Raw genomic sequence first — 16,530 nt, 5'->3', positions numbered from 1 at the left:
CCGTCTCATTTCAACTCGAAGCCGTTGGCCGCGCGCGGCGGCGGCACGGACGGCGGCGCTGGCGGCACGGTGGCTTCCATCTTGCCGCGCAACATCAAGTCCGTGCGCGAAGGCGGCGCCAGCTGCGCCGTCGGCAGCACGACATCGGCCGGCAAGGGTTTCACCAGGTGCGCGGTAATGACGAACAACAATTCCGTGCGGTCATGCTGGAAGTCCGTGCTGCGAAACAGCGCGCCGAGGATGGGCAGTTCGCTCAGCCACGGCACGCCCGCGATGTTGCTCACCTGGTTGTTCTTGATCAAGCCGCCGATGGCATAGCTCTGGCCGTCATACAGCTGCACCGTGGTCGAAGCGCGCCGCGTGGTGATGACGGGCAAAATAGAACGTCCGCTGACGCCGGCGGCGGAAATGCCCACCCCTTCGCGCGACAGTTCCGACACTTCCGGCGCCACCTTCAAATTGATGCGCCCGCCCGACAGCACGGTGGGGGTAAATCGCAGGCCGACGCCATACTCGCGCTCTTCCAGCGTGATCTTGTTGTTGTCCTGGCCGACGGGAATGAAGATCTTGCCGCCGGCCAGAAAACTGCCCTCCTGTCCGCTGATCGCCATCACCGTCGGCTCGGCCAGGATGCGTACCAGGCCATCCTGTTTCTGCGCCTCGATGGTCAGCTGCTGGCCATTCGACTTGCGCACGTCGAGCAAGCCATTGGCCGTGCCGCTCAAGAAATTCGACAGCAAGGTGGTGGCCCAGCTGCCGGAGGCGAAGCGCAGGGTGGCGCCCACTTCCAGCCGTTCCAGCAGCGACTTCGACACTTCGGCGATCTGCACGGCCAGCATCACCTGCTGCGGCGCGCTGACGTCGAGCATATTGATGACGCGGCTGTTCGCGCTGCCCGCGCCGCCGGGTGCAGCGGCCGCGAGCGGCAAGGCGGCGCCATCGGCTGGCTTGGGCAGCGCCAGCGGTTCGGTGGCGCGGCGCACATACGCATGCGCCAGCTCGACGGCGCGCAGCACGGCGCCCGCATCCTGCACCGTGCCCGACAGCACCAGGGTATCGGCCACGGCCGTCACGCGGATGGCTTTTTCTTCCGGCATCAGGGCCGCCAGGGTCGTTTGCAGGCCGGACGGGTCCATGCTGACACTGACGTTCACCACGCTGCACACGCCGCTCCTGCCCTGGATGATCATATTCGTGCTGCCCACGTCGACACCGACTACATACAAGGTGTCGGGTGCGACCAGCATGGCTTGCAGCATGGCCGGATTGCCGACGCTGCGGGCCAGCACCGCCTCGGGCAGGCGCAACATGCTCGACTTGCCCACCTGCAGCTGCAAGTTGCCGGGCGTCGCCGCTTCGCCGCCGCAGCGGGGGCCAGGATCGGCTGCCGCGCCGGCAAGCGGCAACAGCAGGCAGCACAGTGTCAGCAGGGCGCGGTTCATGAGCGTGTCCATGGTTGATCAAGGCAACAAGGCTAAAAACATTCGCGCGACTGGCGCGTCCCATCGATGACGCCGCTGCACTGGCGCTTGGGCTCCGGCGGCGCCTTGGCCACGCGCACGGGACGCGGCGCCACGGCCGGCACGGGCGCGGCGGCGGGAGCAGGCTCGGCTTCATGCGGTCCGCCCAGCAGGGTCAGCTTGGTGGCACCCGCCGTCACGCCCGGCTGCGGGTCGACCTGGTTGCGCAGCACCAGCGACAGGCTGCCCACGCTGCGCGCCAGATCCAGGTTTTCCGCCTGTTCCGGCGTCACTTCCAGGGTCACGGCATTGACCACGCGCGGCTTGGTCTCGTCGCGTCCCACTTCCTGCGCCACGGCCAGCACGAGGATGCGTTCGAGCACGATCTTGGAAATGTTGCGGCTTTGCGGAAACGCGCGGTCGCCGGCATCCTGCTGGGTACTGACGATGATGTCGACATAATTGCCCGGCAAGGCAAAACCGGCCACGCCGATCACGTCGTTGACGCGCACAGTGATGGCGCGCCGCCCTTCCGTGATCAGGGCCGACAGGCCGCCCAACGTCCCCACGGGCGCCAGCTTGGCTTCGCTCAGCGGCTCGCCGCGCAGCACGCTCGTTTTCAGCACCCGTCCCGCCAGTTTCGCCGGGTCTTGCAGCGCGCCTTGCGGCAAGCTTTCCGCCGGCCATTCGGCCAGGCGCAGCATCTCTGGCGTCAGGCGCTGGCCCAGGTTGACATCGCTGGAGGCGACGACGATCTTGCCCTTGCCAGCCGGCGTCTGGCGCAGCAGCCAGTGCGAGGCCAGCAGCACGGCCAGCAGACCCAGCACCACGGCCAGGCCCATCATCAGCAGGGCGCGCCGGTTTTTCATGCGATGCGCTCGCACAGGCTGGCGGCCGGCATGTCGCAACTGGCAAACAGGCTGCTCCAGGCCTGCTCCAGGGCGCCCACCGTCAAGCGCGCCTCGCTGCCGGCAAAGCCGGCGAAGTCGCCTATGCGCGCCAGCAATTCCTGCGGATAGCTGGCCAGCAGGGGCCGTCCCTGCGCGCCATGCAGCTGCAGCAGATGGTTCAGGGCCAGCTCGTCGATGGTCATGCCGGCCAGGCGGCATTGCTGGCGGAACAGGGCGCGATAGGCGTTCTCGGCCAGCGGCCCCACCTGCACCTTGTAGCCGATGCGGCGCAGCAAGGCAGGATCGAACAGCTCGCCCGGCGGCACATTCGTGGCCAGCACGAGGGCGTTATCGAAGGGCACGCTGATCTGCACGCCGCCGGGCAGGCCCAGCTGGTCGCTGCCCCGTGCCAGCGGCTGCATCAGCCGCGTCAGCAGTTCTTGCGCGCCCAGGCGCTGGCGGCCCAGGTCGTCGATGATCAGCATACCGTTGTTGGCCCGCACATGGGGCGGCGCCTGGTAGCAGCCGCCGCTGGCGTCAAGGCGCAGCTCCAGCGTGCCGGCGTCAAGCTCGGCGCCCACGTGGATCACGGGACGCTGGCACAGCACCCAGCGGATATCCGTGCTGCGCCGCTCCAGCGCCTGGCGCGCATGGCTGACGTGCTGCGGCGCGGGCGGCAGGTGCTGCGCCGGATCGTACAACTGGATGATGTCGTGGCCGACGACGATGGCGTAGGGCACGGCGACCAGCCCGTGCAGCAATTGCCCCAGCTGCAGCGCCAGGGTCGACTTGCCGCTGCCGGGCGGACCGTACAGCAGCAGCGAGCGCCCCGAATGCAGGGCCGCGCCCACCACGTCGAGCATGCCCGGCCCCGCATGGGCGCCGCCGAGCACCGCGGCCAGGTCATCGCTGCCGACACGCTGTTCCTGTGCCAGCCACGACTGGCGCGCCACCATGGCGCGGTACGCTTCCAGAGTGACGGGAGCGGCGCCGATATACGCGCAGCGTTCAAGAAAAGCGCTGGCGCGCTGCTTGCCGGCGCCCGTCAGCTGGTACTGCACGTCGATGTCGGACTCGCCGCGCCAGGCCACTTCGGCCATCTGCTCCGTCACCATGAAATCGAGCACTTCGCGCAAGACATTGATCGACAGGCGCAAGCGCGTCGTCAGCGCGGACAGATGCGTCTTGCCGCCCACAAACATCAGTTTGGCGATCAGTTCGACGACCAGCGGCCGTTCCAGCCCCGTTTCACGCAAGCTCTTCGGCTGCGGCGGCAAGGGCGGCATCAGGTTCGCGTCGGCGGGACGCGGAACGCTGTCGGTGCTCATGGAATAGTCGACCTCGGTCATGCTGCGTCTCCTAGCCGGTTAAGACTGCATTGAACAGAATTCATTCTAGCGAGCGGGCACTGGCGCCCATTGATTCAGAGCAATGAATGCCAATCAGAAATAATGCTGCCCTTGCACCACCAGGCAGCCCAGGGCAATGGCCAGTCCGTACGGCATGTTGCCCACGCTGGCATGGCTGCCCAGTGCGGTCGGCGCCAGGGGAATGCCGGCCATGCGCGCGATCATCGGCCACAGCAGCTGGCGCAGATTGCCGAGGCAGGCGCGCCACTTGCCCTGGTACGTGATCATCAGCACGGCCATCAGGCCGCCCAGGACAAACGTGGCGAAACAGATCTGCAGCACGGGCCAGGGACCGGCAAAGGTGCCCACCATGGCGATCAGCTTGACGTCGCCGGCGGCCATGCCGCGCAGCACATACAGAGGCAGGAACAGGAAGAAGCCCGTCGCCATGCCGCCCAGCACCAGCTGCGGCACGCGGTGTGGCCACAACCACAAATGCAGCGCCAGCGCGGCGAGCATGCCGGCCAGCACCAGCCAATTCGGAATCTTGCGTTGGATCAGATCACTGACGGCGGCCCCCGTCACGAAGCACAGCAACAGCAGGTCGCACAAGGCAGTTGCAGGCATGGCACACCTCCCGAAAAAACCCGCTGCCGGCCGGCCAGCAGCGGGCACCCGCTTAGGGCGTCAACACCAGGTTCGACGAGATGTCGGTGAGGACGGCCAGCAAGTTGGTCTTGATCAGCAAGAATCCGGCCGTGATGGCGGTGGCCATCAAGGCCGCAATCAGGCCGTATTCGATTGCCGTAATGCCATCCTCATCCTTGACAAACTGCTGTACTGCCGACAGGAAGGTATGCATGACAAGCTCCCAAAAGTGAATCACAAGTCCCTGGCGCAATCGGGTGTGAAACATTGCCCTTTCCTGCTAATATGTTTCCTGCCGTAAATTTCTGCGCCATTGCATTGACTATAAAGCGTCCACGTTTTGGCAAATTGACGCGCCACAAGTTTCCATATGGAAATTATCAAACCTTGTCGACATGGCGGCTGGCGCAAACAAATGTTGCGATCCGGATTGAAAGCCTTCGTCAGGGCAAGTTTTTTGCAATGTAGTGCATGAATCTCATGTATTTACATGAAATATTGCATACGTTAATTGCCTATTAGGCAAAAAGACATTATCCTGCTTAGCTCTTCTTTGGAAAGGCCTCTCGCCCGGCGGTACAGAGCGTCATGCCACCAAATAAATCTTGGCTTCTTGTAGACGGACGCGAACATGCTCTTGCTTGATGCAATGCTGGTATGACGACACTTGTGTGACTACTTTCCAGAGAACGACAATGGATTCCCTACTGAAACACATGGTGGACATGACCGGGCACCGCGACCACACGATGCTCGACATTTCCGTGATCTCGGCAGTGCAGGAACTCGCTGCCGCGTCGCAGACCCGTGTGCTGGCCCTGACCACCGTGCGTGGCCAGGTGTTCGTGCGGTCGCGGGCCATCATCGTGGCGGGCAGCGTGGCCCGCATGGAAGAGCATACCGACCCAACCCTGCCAGGCGAACCGCTGTCCGACTACCCGGCCCTGGCCGCCTGCATCAAGCGCCATGAAGCGAGCGCCGACACCCTGTGCGCCGACGGCCGCCACCTGCTGTGGCTGCCCATCTGGATCGGCGACCAGGTCACCACCTGCCTGGAAATCACCAACCCCACGCCCTACACGGGCGCCACCATCCAGGTGATCGGCGGCATCGTCAGCGTGTACCGCAATTTCCAGAACCTGCTCGACTACAGCGAACGCGATTCGCTCACCGGCCTGTTGAACCGCAAGACCTTCGACGACCAGCTGGCGAAAATCCTGCACAGCCGCGGCGAACCGGAAGCGGACAAGCCGCGTCCCGTCGATGAAGAGCGGCGCCACCATACGGACACGGAACGGCAATGGCTGGCCGTGATCGACGTCGATCATTTTAAACTGGTCAACGATAAGTTTGGCCACCTGTATGGCGATGAAGTGCTGATCCTGATCGCCAACCAGCTGCAATCGTCGTTCCGCTCGCAAGACCGCATCTTCCGCTTCGGCGGCGAGGAATTCGTCGTGCTGCTGCGCTCGATCACCCTGGAAAATGCGCAGAAAATCATCGACCGCTTCCGCACCAATGTCGAGGCGCACGACTTCCCGCAAGTGGGCAAAGTCACCGTCAGCGTGGGCTTCGTCAGCATCAACGCCTACGAGGCGCCCGTCATCATCCTCGGCCGCGCCGACCAGGCCTTGTATTACGCCAAGAGCCATGGCCGCAACCTGGCTTGCCATTACGACGAGCTGGTAGCGAAAGGTTTGTTAACGACCATTGCCTCGAACGATACGGCGGAATTTTTCTGATCACCTGACAAAACGTCCATCGCGGCGTTGCCGGCGCTCGCCGTACTCGTCGTACTGTCTTCGCGCCAGCGCCTTGCGCTGAACGTTTTTCAGGCGCTCTTTTTCAAAGAACACACACCGTTCATGCATCCGCCAGCGAGATAAAACGCATGGGATCGACCTGCCACTTGGCCGCCGACTCATGGCCGACGATCTTGTCGGCGCCGCCAAAACCGAAGCCGCGCGACAGGTCGACCGTCTCGGGCTTGATGTAGGTCTTGCTCTTCGTACTGAAAAACACATTCACTTTCGGCGCCAGCAGATTGCTTTCGTGCGCCTCGACGACGACGGCCAGGCGGCCCGATTCCAGCATCACCATGGTGCCCACCGGATAGATGCCCACGCAGCGCATGAAATCCTGCGCAAACACGGGGTTGAAATGGAATTTGCTCCATTCATAAATCTTGCGCAGGGCTTCGGCGGCGGGAATGCCCTTGTGATAGCTGCGGTCCGACGTCAGCGCGTCGTACACGTCGACGATGGCGGCCATCTGCGCCAGCTCGCTGATGGCGTCGCCGGCCAGCTGGTCCGGATAGCCGCTGCCGTCGCGCCGCTCGTGGTGATGCAAGGCGATGTCGAGCGGAATGGCGCCCAGCTCGGGCGACTGCAGCAGGATCTCGTAGCCATCGCGCGGATGGCGCTTGATCAGGGCAAATTCCTCGGACGTGAGGGGACCGGGCTTGTTCAGCACGCTGTCGGGCACCAGCGCCTTGCCCGTGTCGTGCAGCAGGCCACCGAGGCCCGCCTGGTGCGTGGTGGCCGCATCGATGCCGCGCGAGCGGCAAAACGCCACCAGCAGCGCGCACACGCTGACGGAATGCAAAAAGGTGTAGTCATCCTTGGTCTTGATGCGCAACAAGCCGACGAGGGCACCGGGATTGCGCAGGATCGATTCGGTAATATCTTGCACCGTGTGCTGCACGCGGTCGAGCTCGACCGCCTTGCCCAGGCGCACGTCGGCCATCACCGTGCGTACCAGGCTCGCTGCCTGGCGCCGCACCTGCGCGGCGCGCGCCAGTTCCATGCCCAACGACACGCGCGTGACCACCTGCGGCGCCGCGGCGATCTGCACCAGTTCGCGCTCGGTCTCGGCGCGCGCCTGCGCCACGGTGGGCGCATCCTGCACGTCGAGGCCCTTGCCGCTGTCGATCACCACGTCGTGGATGCCGGCCTGCACGATCTTGCGGATTTCATCGTCGCTGCGCAACAGAAAACGGTTGCGCACGAACGGATGCGTCATCCAGTCACAACTGAGGTCATGAATGTACATGCCCACTTTTAATTGAGACGAATCAACTTTCTTGAGCATGCTGTCATCCCACAAATACGCGGCTGGAGCACCGAAGGCGCTAGAATGAGTATAACAAAATTGTTATTCTGCTGGCCGCGTTCGGCGCTGCGGCGCAACACCCTGTTTTTTCCGCTCACCGCACCGCTATTGGGACCCATGGAACTGCGCCAATTACGCTACTTTGTCGCCATCGTCGACCACGGCTCGCTGTCGCGCGCGGCCCTGATCCTGCACGTGGCGCAGCCGGCCCTGACGCAGCAGCTGCGCCAGCTGGAAGAGGAACTGGGCGTGCAGCTGCTGCACCGCTCGGCCCAGGGCGTGCTCAGCACGGATGCGGGCAAGGTGTTTTACGAACATGCGCAGGCGATCCTGAAACAGGTGGCGGACGCCCGCTCGGCCGTTACGCAAAGCGCCACGCGGCCGTCCGGCAATGTCACCCTGGGCTTGCCGCACAGTATCTCCGGCGCGCTGGCCCTGCCCCTGCTGCTGGCCGCGCGCGAACGCTATCCCGAGATCACCCTGCAACTGACGGAAGAAATCACGGGCAACCTCAATGCACAGCTCAAATCGGGCCGCATCAATCTGGCCGTGCTGTTCGACGATGGCCAGCTGACGCCGTTTTCCTGCTGCCCCCTGTTGGAGGAAGAAATGCGTTTTATCTGCCGCAGCGATTCGCCGTTCGCGCCCCCGGGCACGGCGCTGTCATTCGCGCAGGCATTGAGCGCCACCCTGATCCTGCCGGGCCTGCAGCATGGCGTGCGCCCCCGCATCGACAGCCGCGCCCGCGAACTGGCACTGGAGACGGCGAACGTGATTGAGATCAACTCGATCGCCATCCTGAAATCGGCCATCCTGGCCGGCATGGGCGCCACCATCCTGCCGGCCGCGCCCCTGCTGGCCGAACTGGACAGCGGCGCCATGCGCAGCTACGCCATCCACAGCCCCGTGCTGTCGCGCACGGTGGCCCTGTGCGCCTCGAAAAACATTCCCCTCACCAATGCAGGCAACGCCGTGAAAAACCTCGTGCTGCAAGTGGCCGCCGAACTGTGCGGCAGCGGACGCTGGGTGGGGGCGCACGTGCTGTAGCGTGAATTATTTTTCCAACAATAATTTCTTAAAAGAAATAAAATGATGGTCTTATTCATTTCACCATCGTCATCATGTTCTTGCTTACCACTTCCTTGCGCCGTCTGGCGGCAAGCGCCGCCCTGCTGCTACTGATGCAGGGCGCCCAAGCCGCCCGCCCTCAATCCGAATTTCCCTTGCGCGAGGTGCTGCTCAGCGATGTTGCGCAGCCCATCGAAAGAAAAGAAATCGAGGTGGTGGTATTTATTGCGCCGGAAAGTTGCACGCCCAAGACCCATGAAAGTACCTGGGGTACCATCGTCTCGTCGGACAACACCTCCCTGTTCAAAAGCTGGGCTTGCCGTGCCTATCTCGACACTGCCAAGGATCCGAAAGAAGAACTCGCCTTCGTCCCCATGCCACCCGCGTTCAAGCGACCATCCATCCTCGACACCGTGCAGGGACTGCCTGCCAGCACGACGGGGCGGCGCTACGTGGCGTTGATCGACTGGAAATATGCCGATACCACGCTAGGAAAATGTAATAGCTATGGCTGCCATTCCTCCCTCATCATGCTCATTGAAGCGGTGGTATATGACCGAGTGGCGGGTAAAACCATCTGGCATTCCATAGAAACGACGCGTGCCACCATGAAGGACCTTCACTACGATGCAAAAGAGGCCAGATCCATGGGGCCACTTAACGTCTCTATTGCGCTGAATGGGATCATGGGGCACAAAGCCCAGCACGAAGCAGAGGAACAAGGCATGCGCCGCACGACCGCCCTGGAGCCGTCAAATGCGCCTGGGCAAGCGGGCACGGTACTCAACAGAAAAGCCAATCTGATCCTCTTTAACCGCATGCCGCAAGAAACGGTAGATAGCGAGAAATTCGAAGATGGCAGCACCTTCTACACTATCGAGACCAGCCATCTGCAGGGCAGCGCGAAAAAAAACCTCTACTATCATGATTCCAGGACACATGTGGCGCTGGAGCTGGCACCGGGCACATACGAGCTCGCCTTCTACAAAAAGCACACGACCGTCAATATCAAGGAAAATGGTCCTCCCGTATACCTGAGCGTTGATACAGGTTTCATGAGTAGTCTCAGCGTCAATGAGCTTAGCCCCCAAAAAGCCCTGGAACTGACGCAAGACTCGCTCAATGCCCTGCTGCCCGAGTTGACGCCCGTCGCCTATCCCTTGCGCGCGCGCAAGCTGCAATGGACGCAGCCCTAAGCGGGCACGGCAGACATGGCCTGTCTTGCGGCGCGAGGCAGGCCATCATTTTTTCTTATACCCCCATCGTCAAAGCGTATTTGCCCCTTCCTCACGGTCGTTCTACACTGACCACATTAACTATTTTAAATTTAAACTAGTTATGTGCCGCCCACACGCGGCCATCCCGTCTGCACAGCGCGCGCCTTACCGGGCGCGTCCCTGGTACAGCCGATATCTGAAACACCCTTTTGGAGACAGCCATGTCCGTGACCACGGAAAACGGCTCCGCAGCGTTCGCTAGAAACGCCGGTGCCGCGCCATCTACGCCCCCCGACACATCCCGTTTGACCACCGTCAGCCTCGACGACAAATACACGGCCACATCCGGCGCCATCTTTCTGTCCGGCATCCAGGCCCTCGTGCGCCTGCCCATGATGCAGCGCTTGCGCGACCAGGCTGCCGGCCTGAACACGGCCGGTTTCATTTCCGGCTACCGCGGCTCACCGCTGGGCGGCCTCGACGAAAACCTGTGGAAAGCGAAAAAGCAGCTGGAAGCGCACCACGTGCAGTTCGTGCCCGGCGTCAACGAAGACTTGGCGGCCACGGCCGTCTGGGGTTCGCAGCAGGTCGACCTGATCGGCCCGGCCAAGTACGACGGCGTGTTCGCCATGTGGTACGGCAAGGGTCCGGGCGTGGACCGCTGCGGCGATGTCTTCAAGCACATGAACCATGCGGGCACATCCAAACTGGGCGGCGTGCTGCTGGTGGCCGGCGACGACCATGGCGCATACTCATCGACCCTGCCGCACCAGTCCGACCATCTGTTCTCCGCCTCGATGATCCCCGTCCTGTATCCATGCAATGTGCAGGAATACCTGGACCTGGGCATCCACGGCTGGGCCATGTCGCGCTTTTCCGGCTGCACGGTGGCCTTCAAGGCCCTGGCCGACACGGTCGAATCGTCGGCCTCCATCGACGCCGACCCGTTCCGCGTGGAAGTCAAGATTCCGCAGGACTTCGTCATGCCCGAAGGCGGCCTGAACGCGCGCCTGTCGAGCATCCCGCTGGGCCAGCAGGCGCGCAACCAGGAAGCGCTGATGCAGGATTACAAGATCTATGCGGCCCTGGCCTACGCGCGCGAAAACAAGCTCAACCACACGACCATCGACAGTCCGAACGCCAAGCTGGGCATCATCGCTTCCGGCAAATCGTATCTGGACGTGCTCGAAGCGCTGGAAGAGCTGGGTATCGACGAGCAGATGGCGGCCGACGTGGGCATGCGCCTGTTCAAGGTGGCCATGCCGTGGCCGCTGGAACCGGACAGCGTGCGCGAGTTTGCGCAAGGTCTCGATGAAATTCTCGTGGTCGAAGAGAAGCGGCAGATCGTCGAATACCAGCTCAAGGAACAGCTGTACAACTGGCGCGACGACGTGCGCCCGCGTGTCATCGGCAAGTTCGACGAAAAAGGCGAATGGGTGGCGCCGCGCGGCGAATGGCTGCTGACCTCGAAGGCGGATTTTTCCGTCTCGCAAGTGGCAAGAGTCATCGCCAGCCGCATCGCGCGCCTGATTTCCGATCCCGTCACCTGCGACCTGATCAAGGCGAGACTCAGCTTCCTCGACGCCAAGGATGCGGTATTGAAAAAGGCCGTGAATACGCCGTTCCGTCCCGCGTTTTACTGCTCCGGCTGCCCGCACAATACCTCGACCAAGGTGCCGGACGGCAGCCTGGCGCTGGCCGGCATCGGCTGCCACGTGATGGCGACCTCAATTTACCCGGAAATGAACAAGCTGACCACGCACATGGGCGGCGAAGGCGCGCCGTGGATCGGCCAGGCCGCGTTCTCGCAATTGCCGCACGTGTTCCAGAACCTCGGTGACGGCACCTACTTTCATTCGGGCTACCTGGCCATCCGCGCCGCACAGGCGGCCAAGGTCAACATCACCTACAAGATTCTGTACAACGACGCCGTCGCCATGACGGGCGGCCAGCCCGTGGACGGCTTGATTACCGTACCGATGATGGCGCAGCAGGTGGCGGCCGAAGGCATCGCCCGCATCGCACTGGTGACGGAAGATTTATCACGCTACAGCGACCGCAGCAACCTGCCCGCCCACCTGACCTTGCACGACCGCAAGGACATGGATGCCGTGCAGCGCGAATTGCGCGAGGTACCAGGCGTGTCCGTGCTGATCTACGACCAGACCTGCGCGGCCGAAAAACGCCGGCGCAGGAAAAAGGGCGAGTATCCCGATTTGCCCAAGCGCATGGTCATCAACGACGCCGTCTGCGAAGGCTGCGGCGATTGCGGCGTGCAATCGAACTGCGTGTCGATCTTGCCGAAGGAAACGGAATTTGGCCGCAAGCGCACCATCGACCAATCGTCATGCAACAAGGATTACTCGTGCGCCAAGGGCTTCTGCCCCAGCTTCGTCACCGTCGAAGGCGGCAGCCTGAAAAAAACCAAAACGGGCGCCGGTAAAACGGGCGAGACGGACAACTTCGGTCCGCTGCCGGAACCTGTATTACCCGATTGCGACGCGCCGTACAACATCCTGATCAATGGCATCGGCGGCACGGGCGTCATCACCGTGGGCGCGCTGATGGGCATGGCGGCCCACCTGGAAGGCAAGGGCGCGTCCGTGCTGGACATGACGGGCATGTCGCAAAAGAACGGATCCGTCACCTCGCACGTGAAGATCGCCAAGTCCCCGGCGCACATCCGCGCGCAGCGCATCGCCACGGGCGAAGCGGACCTGATCCTGGGCTGCGACATGCTGACGGCCGGCGCGCAGGATGCCGTGTCGAAAATGCGTCCTGGCCGCAGCTTGGCCGTCGTCAACCTGCACGAGCAACCGCCGGGCACGTTTGCGCAAAATGCGGACTGGCAATATCCAGCGGCGGAAGTGCGCCAGCTGATCGAGGAATCCGTGGGCGGCGCGGACGCGGCCGACTTTATCGACGCGACGAAATTGGCCACCGCGCTGATGGGCGACTCGATCGCCGCCAACCTGTTCATGCTCGGCTACGCCTGGCAAAAGGGCCGCATTCCGTTGACGGAGGCGGCCCTGCTGCGCGCCATCGAATTGAACAGCGTGGGGATCGAATCGAACAAGAAAAGCTTTTTGTGGGGCCGCCGCGCCGCCGTCGACGTGCGCCGTGTCACGCAAATCGCCACGCCGGCGCAAGCGATCATCGTGCAGATGCCGCAAAGCCTCGATAGCGTGATCAAAAAGCGCGTGGAATTCCTCACCGCGTATCAAAACGCCGCGTATGCGGATGGTTATGCCACCCTGGTGAAACAGGTGCGCGACCGCGAAAACACCCTGGGGCTGGGCCAGAAGCTGTCGACGGCCGTCACCAAGAGCTATTTCAAGTTGCTGGCCTACAAGGACGAGTATGAAGTGGCGCGTTTGTACACGGATGGCCGTTTCGTGGAGCAGTTGCAGCAGCAGTTCGAGGGTAATTTCTCCGTGAAATTCAACTTGGCGCCGCCGCTGTTTGCCAAGAAAGATGCGAAGGGGCATCTGGTGAAAGCGGAGTTCGGTTCCTGGATGTGGCGCGCCTTCCAGCTGCTGGCCAAAGCAAAAGGCTTGCGCGGCGGCACCTTCGACGTCTTCGGTTATACGGCCGAGCGCAAGATGGAACGCGCGCTGATCGTCGAATACCGCGAACTGCTGGCAGGACTGCTGGTGAACCTGACGGCGGACAACCTGTCCACTTGCGTGGAGCTGGCATCCCTGCCCGAAAAAATCCGCGGCTTCGGCCACGTCAAGGAAGCGGCCGTCGATACTTACCGCAAGGACAAGGCGAGGTTGCTGGCCGTGCTGGCGGATGGAAGCAAGCACGCGGTATAAAAGACAACGCAGAGCCTCGGCTCTGCGTTTTTTTATTCCGGGCAGCGCCCCACGGTGGCGCCCGGCAACAGCACCGGTTGCCAGATTTCCTGCAAGCGTTCCGGCGGCGTGCCGGCCAGCAAGGATTGCAGCATTTCCACCATCTTGGCGCCGGCGCGGCGCAGGTCGGGCTGGTCGATGGTGGTGACGTTGATGCCGATCAAGGTATCTTCCACATTGCCCCAGACGATGACGGAGATCTCCTTGCCGATCTCGATGCCCGCATCCATCAGCGCGCGCACCACGCCCACGCCGGACAGGTGGTTGTCGACGATGACGGCCGTCGGGCGCGGCGAGCAGGCCAGCAATTGCTGCATGGCCTGGTAACCGCTGCGGCGATCAAAAGTATTGTCGAGCAGATAGTTGGGGTCCAGCGGCAAGCCCGCCTGCGCCATGCAGCGGATAAAGCTTTCCTTGCGCTCATAAGCAAAGTGCAGCTCCAGCGGCGCGCTCAGCAAGGCGATGCGCTGGTGGCCATGCGCCGCCAAGAAAGACACGGCCAGGTCGATGCCCGTGTCGTTGTCGTAATCAAAATACGCGTAGGGCGCGTCGATGCGCGTGCGGCCGTTCGCGACAAACGGAAAGCCCACTTTCGTCAAATACGCGATACGCTCGTCGACCACCTTGGTGCGGCCCACCACGAGGCCATCGACCTGGCGCCCGCGCACCATGTTTTCATATGACGGCTGTTCGTTCTGCGGCGACACGGGGGCGATGATCAAGCTCATCTTCGACGCTTCGACGGCGTCGGACATGCCATTGACCACGGAAAGAAAGACGCTGTCGCCCAGGTCGCTGGGCAGCAGCGGATAGATCATGCCGAGCACATTCGTGCGGCCGACGGCCAGGCTGCGCGCCAGGGGGTTGGGCCGGTAGCCGACTTTCTTGGCGGCGGCCAGGACGATTTCACGGGTGCGGGAATTGACTTCCGGATAGCCGTTCAACGCCCTGCTGACTGTCGTTTTCGACATGCCGAGGGCAATTGCGAGGCTCTTGAGATTCATGTTAACTACCTGTCTGTATGGCAAAAGAAACCAACTCTGACCGTCCATTATAGCCCAGAGCGCCAAACAGGCGGCACATGACCGTGCGCCAACATGGTAGAAAAACAACAACTTATTGGATTTTTAAAAATTGTCTTTTGAGAAATAAGCGTGTTTGCCGCGTCAGCAGCATGGCATGATGAATGGCACACAAACAATTGCTGTTATCGATAGCGTGTACTTACTTTATTCTCTATCGCGGCACGTGCGGCATGCCGCTTCGGCACGGCATAGCGCGCACGATAAGATTATCAAGAAAACATAATTCACTGGAACTGTGCGAGAATTTATCCTACTCTTGACTAAGGTAAAGATTGCCTGCAGACATGCCGCAGCCCCTGGCCTGCATTCTTCCTCTTGTGTACACGCCTGGGCATACTTTCAAAGGTGAACAATGTGGTATCGCTAACGTCCGTCAACAATCTGCAAGCCTCGCTGGCCACGGCGCAGCGCCGGGTCGAACAAGGCCAGAACCAGGTACAGCGCGACAGCGAACAGCTGGCGCAAAGCCGCCAGTTGCTGGCGCGGGAGCAGGAATCGCTGAGCCAGACCCAGCGCAGCAGCCAGCAAGCGCAGGCCGATGCTCCGGCCGCCATCAAGGCGCCGCAGCTGGACCAGGCGATCAAGGTAGCCGTGCCGCAACAAGCAGCCCCCGCCGCACCGAAAAGCATGCCCCAGCTGAACGGCTATGGCCAGACCCTGGGACGTCTGATCGATGTGACGGCTTGAGCCAGCTTACTTCGCCATCTCCTCTTCCAGCATCGCCAGCCACCACTTTTCCCCCTTCTTCGGCTGCGCCAGGTCGACCGCCTCGCCCATCTGCGGCGTGGCCAGGTTCACGCCCTGCCTGGCCGCCAGTCCCGTGATGCGGTCGAACGGTTCGTGCCAGGCGTGCAGACCCAGATCGAACGTGCCGTTGTGCACGGGCATGAGCCACTTGCCGCGCAAATCCAGGTGCGCTTGCAGGGTTTCCTCCGGCTGCATGTGCACGTCCGGCCACAGCTTGTCGTAGGCGCCCGTCTCGATCATGGTCACGTCGAACGGGCCGTACTTGTCGCCGATCTGCTTGAAACCGTCGAAATAGCCGGAGTCGCCGCTGAAAAACACGCGCACGTCCGGCGCGTCGATGACCCACGACGCCCACAGGGTTTGATTGCTGTCAAACAAGCCCCGCCCCGAGAAATGCTGCGATGGCGTCGCCACCAGCTTCACGCCCGCAATCGTCGTCCCCTGCCACCAGTCGAACTGCTGCACCTTGTCCTTCGGCACGCCCCATTCGACCAGGGTGTCGCCCACGCCCAACGGCGCGACGAAGTGTTCGGTCTTGGCGGCCAGTTGCAGCACGGCGGCATGGTCGAGGTGGTCGTAATGGTTATGCGACAGGATGATGGCCTTGATCGGCGGCAAGTCGGCGATGCTGATGGGAGGCTGGTGGAAACGTTTGGGTCCCGCCCACTGCACCGGTGAGGCGCGCTCGGAAAACACGGGGTCGGTGAGGAAGAATTCGTTATTCAGTTTCAGCAACAGGGTCGAATGGCCGAGGCGAAACAGGCTGTTGTCCGGCGCGGCCAGCAGTTGCGCCCGGGTCAGCGCTTGCACGGGCACAGCCGCAGCCGGTACCGTGCTGTCGGGCTTATCAAAGAGAAATGTCCACATCAGCTTGAGCGTTGCCGCCGTGCCCAGCTTGTGCATTTGCACGGGATTGCGGAACTTGCCTTCGAGGCGTTGCGGTGATTCGGTCGGCGCGACGGGCGCGGCGCGCAAGGTGCAAGAACTCATGATGATCAGAACTCCCAAGAATAAGATGCGGTACATATGCAGCCCGGTCAATAAAATACAAGGATTAAATTACACTACACAGTGTAGTTCCTATTTCTGGCAAAGTAA

At 62.2% G+C, this 16,530-nt stretch carries 13 protein-coding genes; 5 read left to right on the top strand and 8 right to left on the bottom strand.

The genetic code is table 11. From position 1 onward, the window contains the following. Nucleotides 1-5 precede the first annotated feature (5 nt). The 5 genes from JAB8_RS10500 to JAB8_RS10480 form a co-directional block, all read right to left on the bottom strand. The gene (locus tag JAB8_RS10500; protein WP_254679493.1) at nt 6-1,454 is read right to left on the bottom strand and encodes a type II and III secretion system protein family protein; all 1,449 of its coding nucleotides are present in this window, start codon (nt 1,452-1,454) and stop codon (nt 6-8) included. Nucleotides 1,455-1,474: 20 nt separating this feature from the next. Beyond that, nucleotides 1,475-2,329: a Flp pilus assembly protein CpaB gene (cpaB, locus tag JAB8_RS10495; RefSeq protein ID WP_070289459.1), complete on the bottom strand. Its 855-nt coding sequence runs from the start codon at nt 2,327-2,329 to the stop codon at nt 1,475-1,477. Further along, nucleotides 2,326-3,699: an ATPase gene (locus JAB8_RS10490; RefSeq protein ID WP_083287654.1), complete on the bottom strand. Its 1,374-nt coding sequence runs from the start codon at nt 3,697-3,699 to the stop codon at nt 2,326-2,328. Before JAB8_RS10490 ends, cpaB begins: the two co-directional genes overlap by 4 nt. A gap of 93 nt (nt 3,700-3,792) precedes the next feature. Further along, nucleotides 3,793-4,326 (bottom strand): A24 family peptidase, encoded by a 534-nt coding sequence (locus tag JAB8_RS10485; RefSeq protein ID WP_070219065.1) that lies wholly within the window; start codon nt 4,324-4,326, stop codon nt 3,793-3,795. Between the two features lie 52 nt (nt 4,327-4,378). After that, the gene (locus tag JAB8_RS10480) at nt 4,379-4,561 is read right to left on the bottom strand and encodes a Flp family type IVb pilin (protein WP_034752975.1); all 183 of its coding nucleotides are present in this window, start codon (nt 4,559-4,561) and stop codon (nt 4,379-4,381) included. 481 nt (nt 4,562-5,042) lie between these two features. Here JAB8_RS10480 and JAB8_RS10475 point away from each other — a divergent pair, with 481 nt between their 5' ends. Continuing rightward, a complete protein-coding gene (locus tag JAB8_RS10475; RefSeq protein ID WP_070219064.1) occupies nt 5,043-6,089 on the top strand; it encodes a GGDEF domain-containing protein in 1,047 nt (348 codons plus the stop codon). A 121-nt stretch (nt 6,090-6,210) separates the two neighbouring features. Here JAB8_RS10475 and JAB8_RS10470 read toward each other — a convergent pair whose 3' ends face one another. Beyond that, on the bottom strand, nt 6,211-7,437 hold the full coding sequence (locus JAB8_RS10470; RefSeq protein WP_070289458.1) for an HD-GYP domain-containing protein: 1,227 nt from the start codon (nt 7,435-7,437) through the stop codon (nt 6,211-6,213). Between the two features lie 138 nt (nt 7,438-7,575). Between JAB8_RS10470 and JAB8_RS10465 the strand changes: the two genes are divergently transcribed. The 3 genes from JAB8_RS10465 to JAB8_RS10455 all read left to right on the top strand — a co-directional run bounded on the left by JAB8_RS10465 (nt 7,576) and on the right by JAB8_RS10455 (nt 13,561). After that, nucleotides 7,576-8,505 carry a LysR substrate-binding domain-containing protein gene (locus JAB8_RS10465; protein WP_070289519.1) on the top strand — a complete coding sequence of 310 codons (930 nt, stop codon included), beginning with the start codon at nt 7,576-7,578 and terminating at the stop codon, nt 8,503-8,505. 74 nt (nt 8,506-8,579) lie between these two features. Then, nucleotides 8,580-9,722, top strand: coding sequence for a hypothetical protein (locus JAB8_RS10460; RefSeq protein ID WP_070289457.1), 1,143 nt, complete (start codon nt 8,580-8,582; stop codon nt 9,720-9,722). A 242-nt stretch (nt 9,723-9,964) separates the two neighbouring features. Further along, nucleotides 9,965-13,561, top strand: coding sequence for an indolepyruvate ferredoxin oxidoreductase family protein (locus tag JAB8_RS10455; RefSeq protein ID WP_070289456.1), 3,597 nt, complete (start codon nt 9,965-9,967; stop codon nt 13,559-13,561). 32 nt (nt 13,562-13,593) lie between these two features. Here the strand turns inward: JAB8_RS10455 and JAB8_RS10450 are convergent, their stop codons facing one another. Beyond that, the gene (locus tag JAB8_RS10450) at nt 13,594-14,604 is read right to left on the bottom strand and encodes a substrate-binding domain-containing protein (protein WP_070289455.1); all 1,011 of its coding nucleotides are present in this window, start codon (nt 14,602-14,604) and stop codon (nt 13,594-13,596) included. 435 nt (nt 14,605-15,039) lie between these two features. Here JAB8_RS10450 and JAB8_RS10445 point away from each other — a divergent pair, with 435 nt between their 5' ends. Continuing rightward, nucleotides 15,040-15,372, top strand: a complete 333-nt coding sequence (locus JAB8_RS10445; RefSeq protein ID WP_070289518.1) for a hypothetical protein — start codon at nt 15,040-15,042, stop codon at nt 15,370-15,372. A gap of 6 nt (nt 15,373-15,378) precedes the next feature. Here JAB8_RS10445 and JAB8_RS10440 read toward each other — a convergent pair whose 3' ends face one another. Beyond that, complete coding sequence (locus JAB8_RS10440; RefSeq protein WP_070289517.1) at nt 15,379-16,422, bottom strand: MBL fold metallo-hydrolase; 1,044 nt, start codon at nt 16,420-16,422, stop codon at nt 15,379-15,381. Between the last annotated feature and the right edge of the window lie 108 nt (nt 16,423-16,530).

Source organism: Janthinobacterium sp. HH106 (assembly GCF_001758725.1).
In the GTDB taxonomy this organism is placed as follows: domain Bacteria; phylum Pseudomonadota; class Gammaproteobacteria; order Burkholderiales; family Burkholderiaceae_D; genus Janthinobacterium.
The sequence above is the reverse complement of the archived record's forward strand: the minus strand, read 5'-3'. Positions and strand labels throughout refer to the sequence as shown.

Bases quoted from the DNA above. Each gene is read 5' to 3' on its own strand.
- JAB8_RS10500 (WP_254679493.1), bottom strand. From the start codon at position 1,454: ATGGACACGCTCATGAACCGCGCCCTGCTGACACTGTGCTGCCTGCTG.
- cpaB (WP_070289459.1), bottom strand. From the start codon at position 2,329: ATGAAAAACCGGCGCGCCCTGCTGATGATGGGCCTGGCCGTGGTGCTG.
- JAB8_RS10490 (WP_083287654.1), bottom strand. From the start codon at position 3,699: ATGACCGAGGTCGACTATTCCATGAGCACCGACAGCGTTCCGCGTCCC.
- JAB8_RS10485 (WP_070219065.1), bottom strand. From the start codon at position 4,326: ATGCCTGCAACTGCCTTGTGCGACCTGCTGTTGCTGTGCTTCGTGACG.
- JAB8_RS10480 (WP_034752975.1), bottom strand. From the start codon at position 4,561: ATGCATACCTTCCTGTCGGCAGTACAGCAGTTTGTCAAGGATGAGGAT.
- JAB8_RS10475 (WP_070219064.1), top strand. From the start codon at position 5,043: ATGGATTCCCTACTGAAACACATGGTGGACATGACCGGGCACCGCGAC.
- JAB8_RS10470 (WP_070289458.1), bottom strand. From the start codon at position 7,437: ATGCTCAAGAAAGTTGATTCGTCTCAATTAAAAGTGGGCATGTACATT.
- JAB8_RS10465 (WP_070289519.1), top strand. From the start codon at position 7,576: ATGGAACTGCGCCAATTACGCTACTTTGTCGCCATCGTCGACCACGGC.
- JAB8_RS10460 (WP_070289457.1), top strand. From the start codon at position 8,580: ATGTTCTTGCTTACCACTTCCTTGCGCCGTCTGGCGGCAAGCGCCGCC.
- JAB8_RS10455 (WP_070289456.1), top strand. From the start codon at position 9,965: ATGTCCGTGACCACGGAAAACGGCTCCGCAGCGTTCGCTAGAAACGCC.
- JAB8_RS10450 (WP_070289455.1), bottom strand. From the start codon at position 14,604: ATGAATCTCAAGAGCCTCGCAATTGCCCTCGGCATGTCGAAAACGACA.
- JAB8_RS10440 (WP_070289517.1), bottom strand. From the start codon at position 16,422: ATGAGTTCTTGCACCTTGCGCGCCGCGCCCGTCGCGCCGACCGAATCA.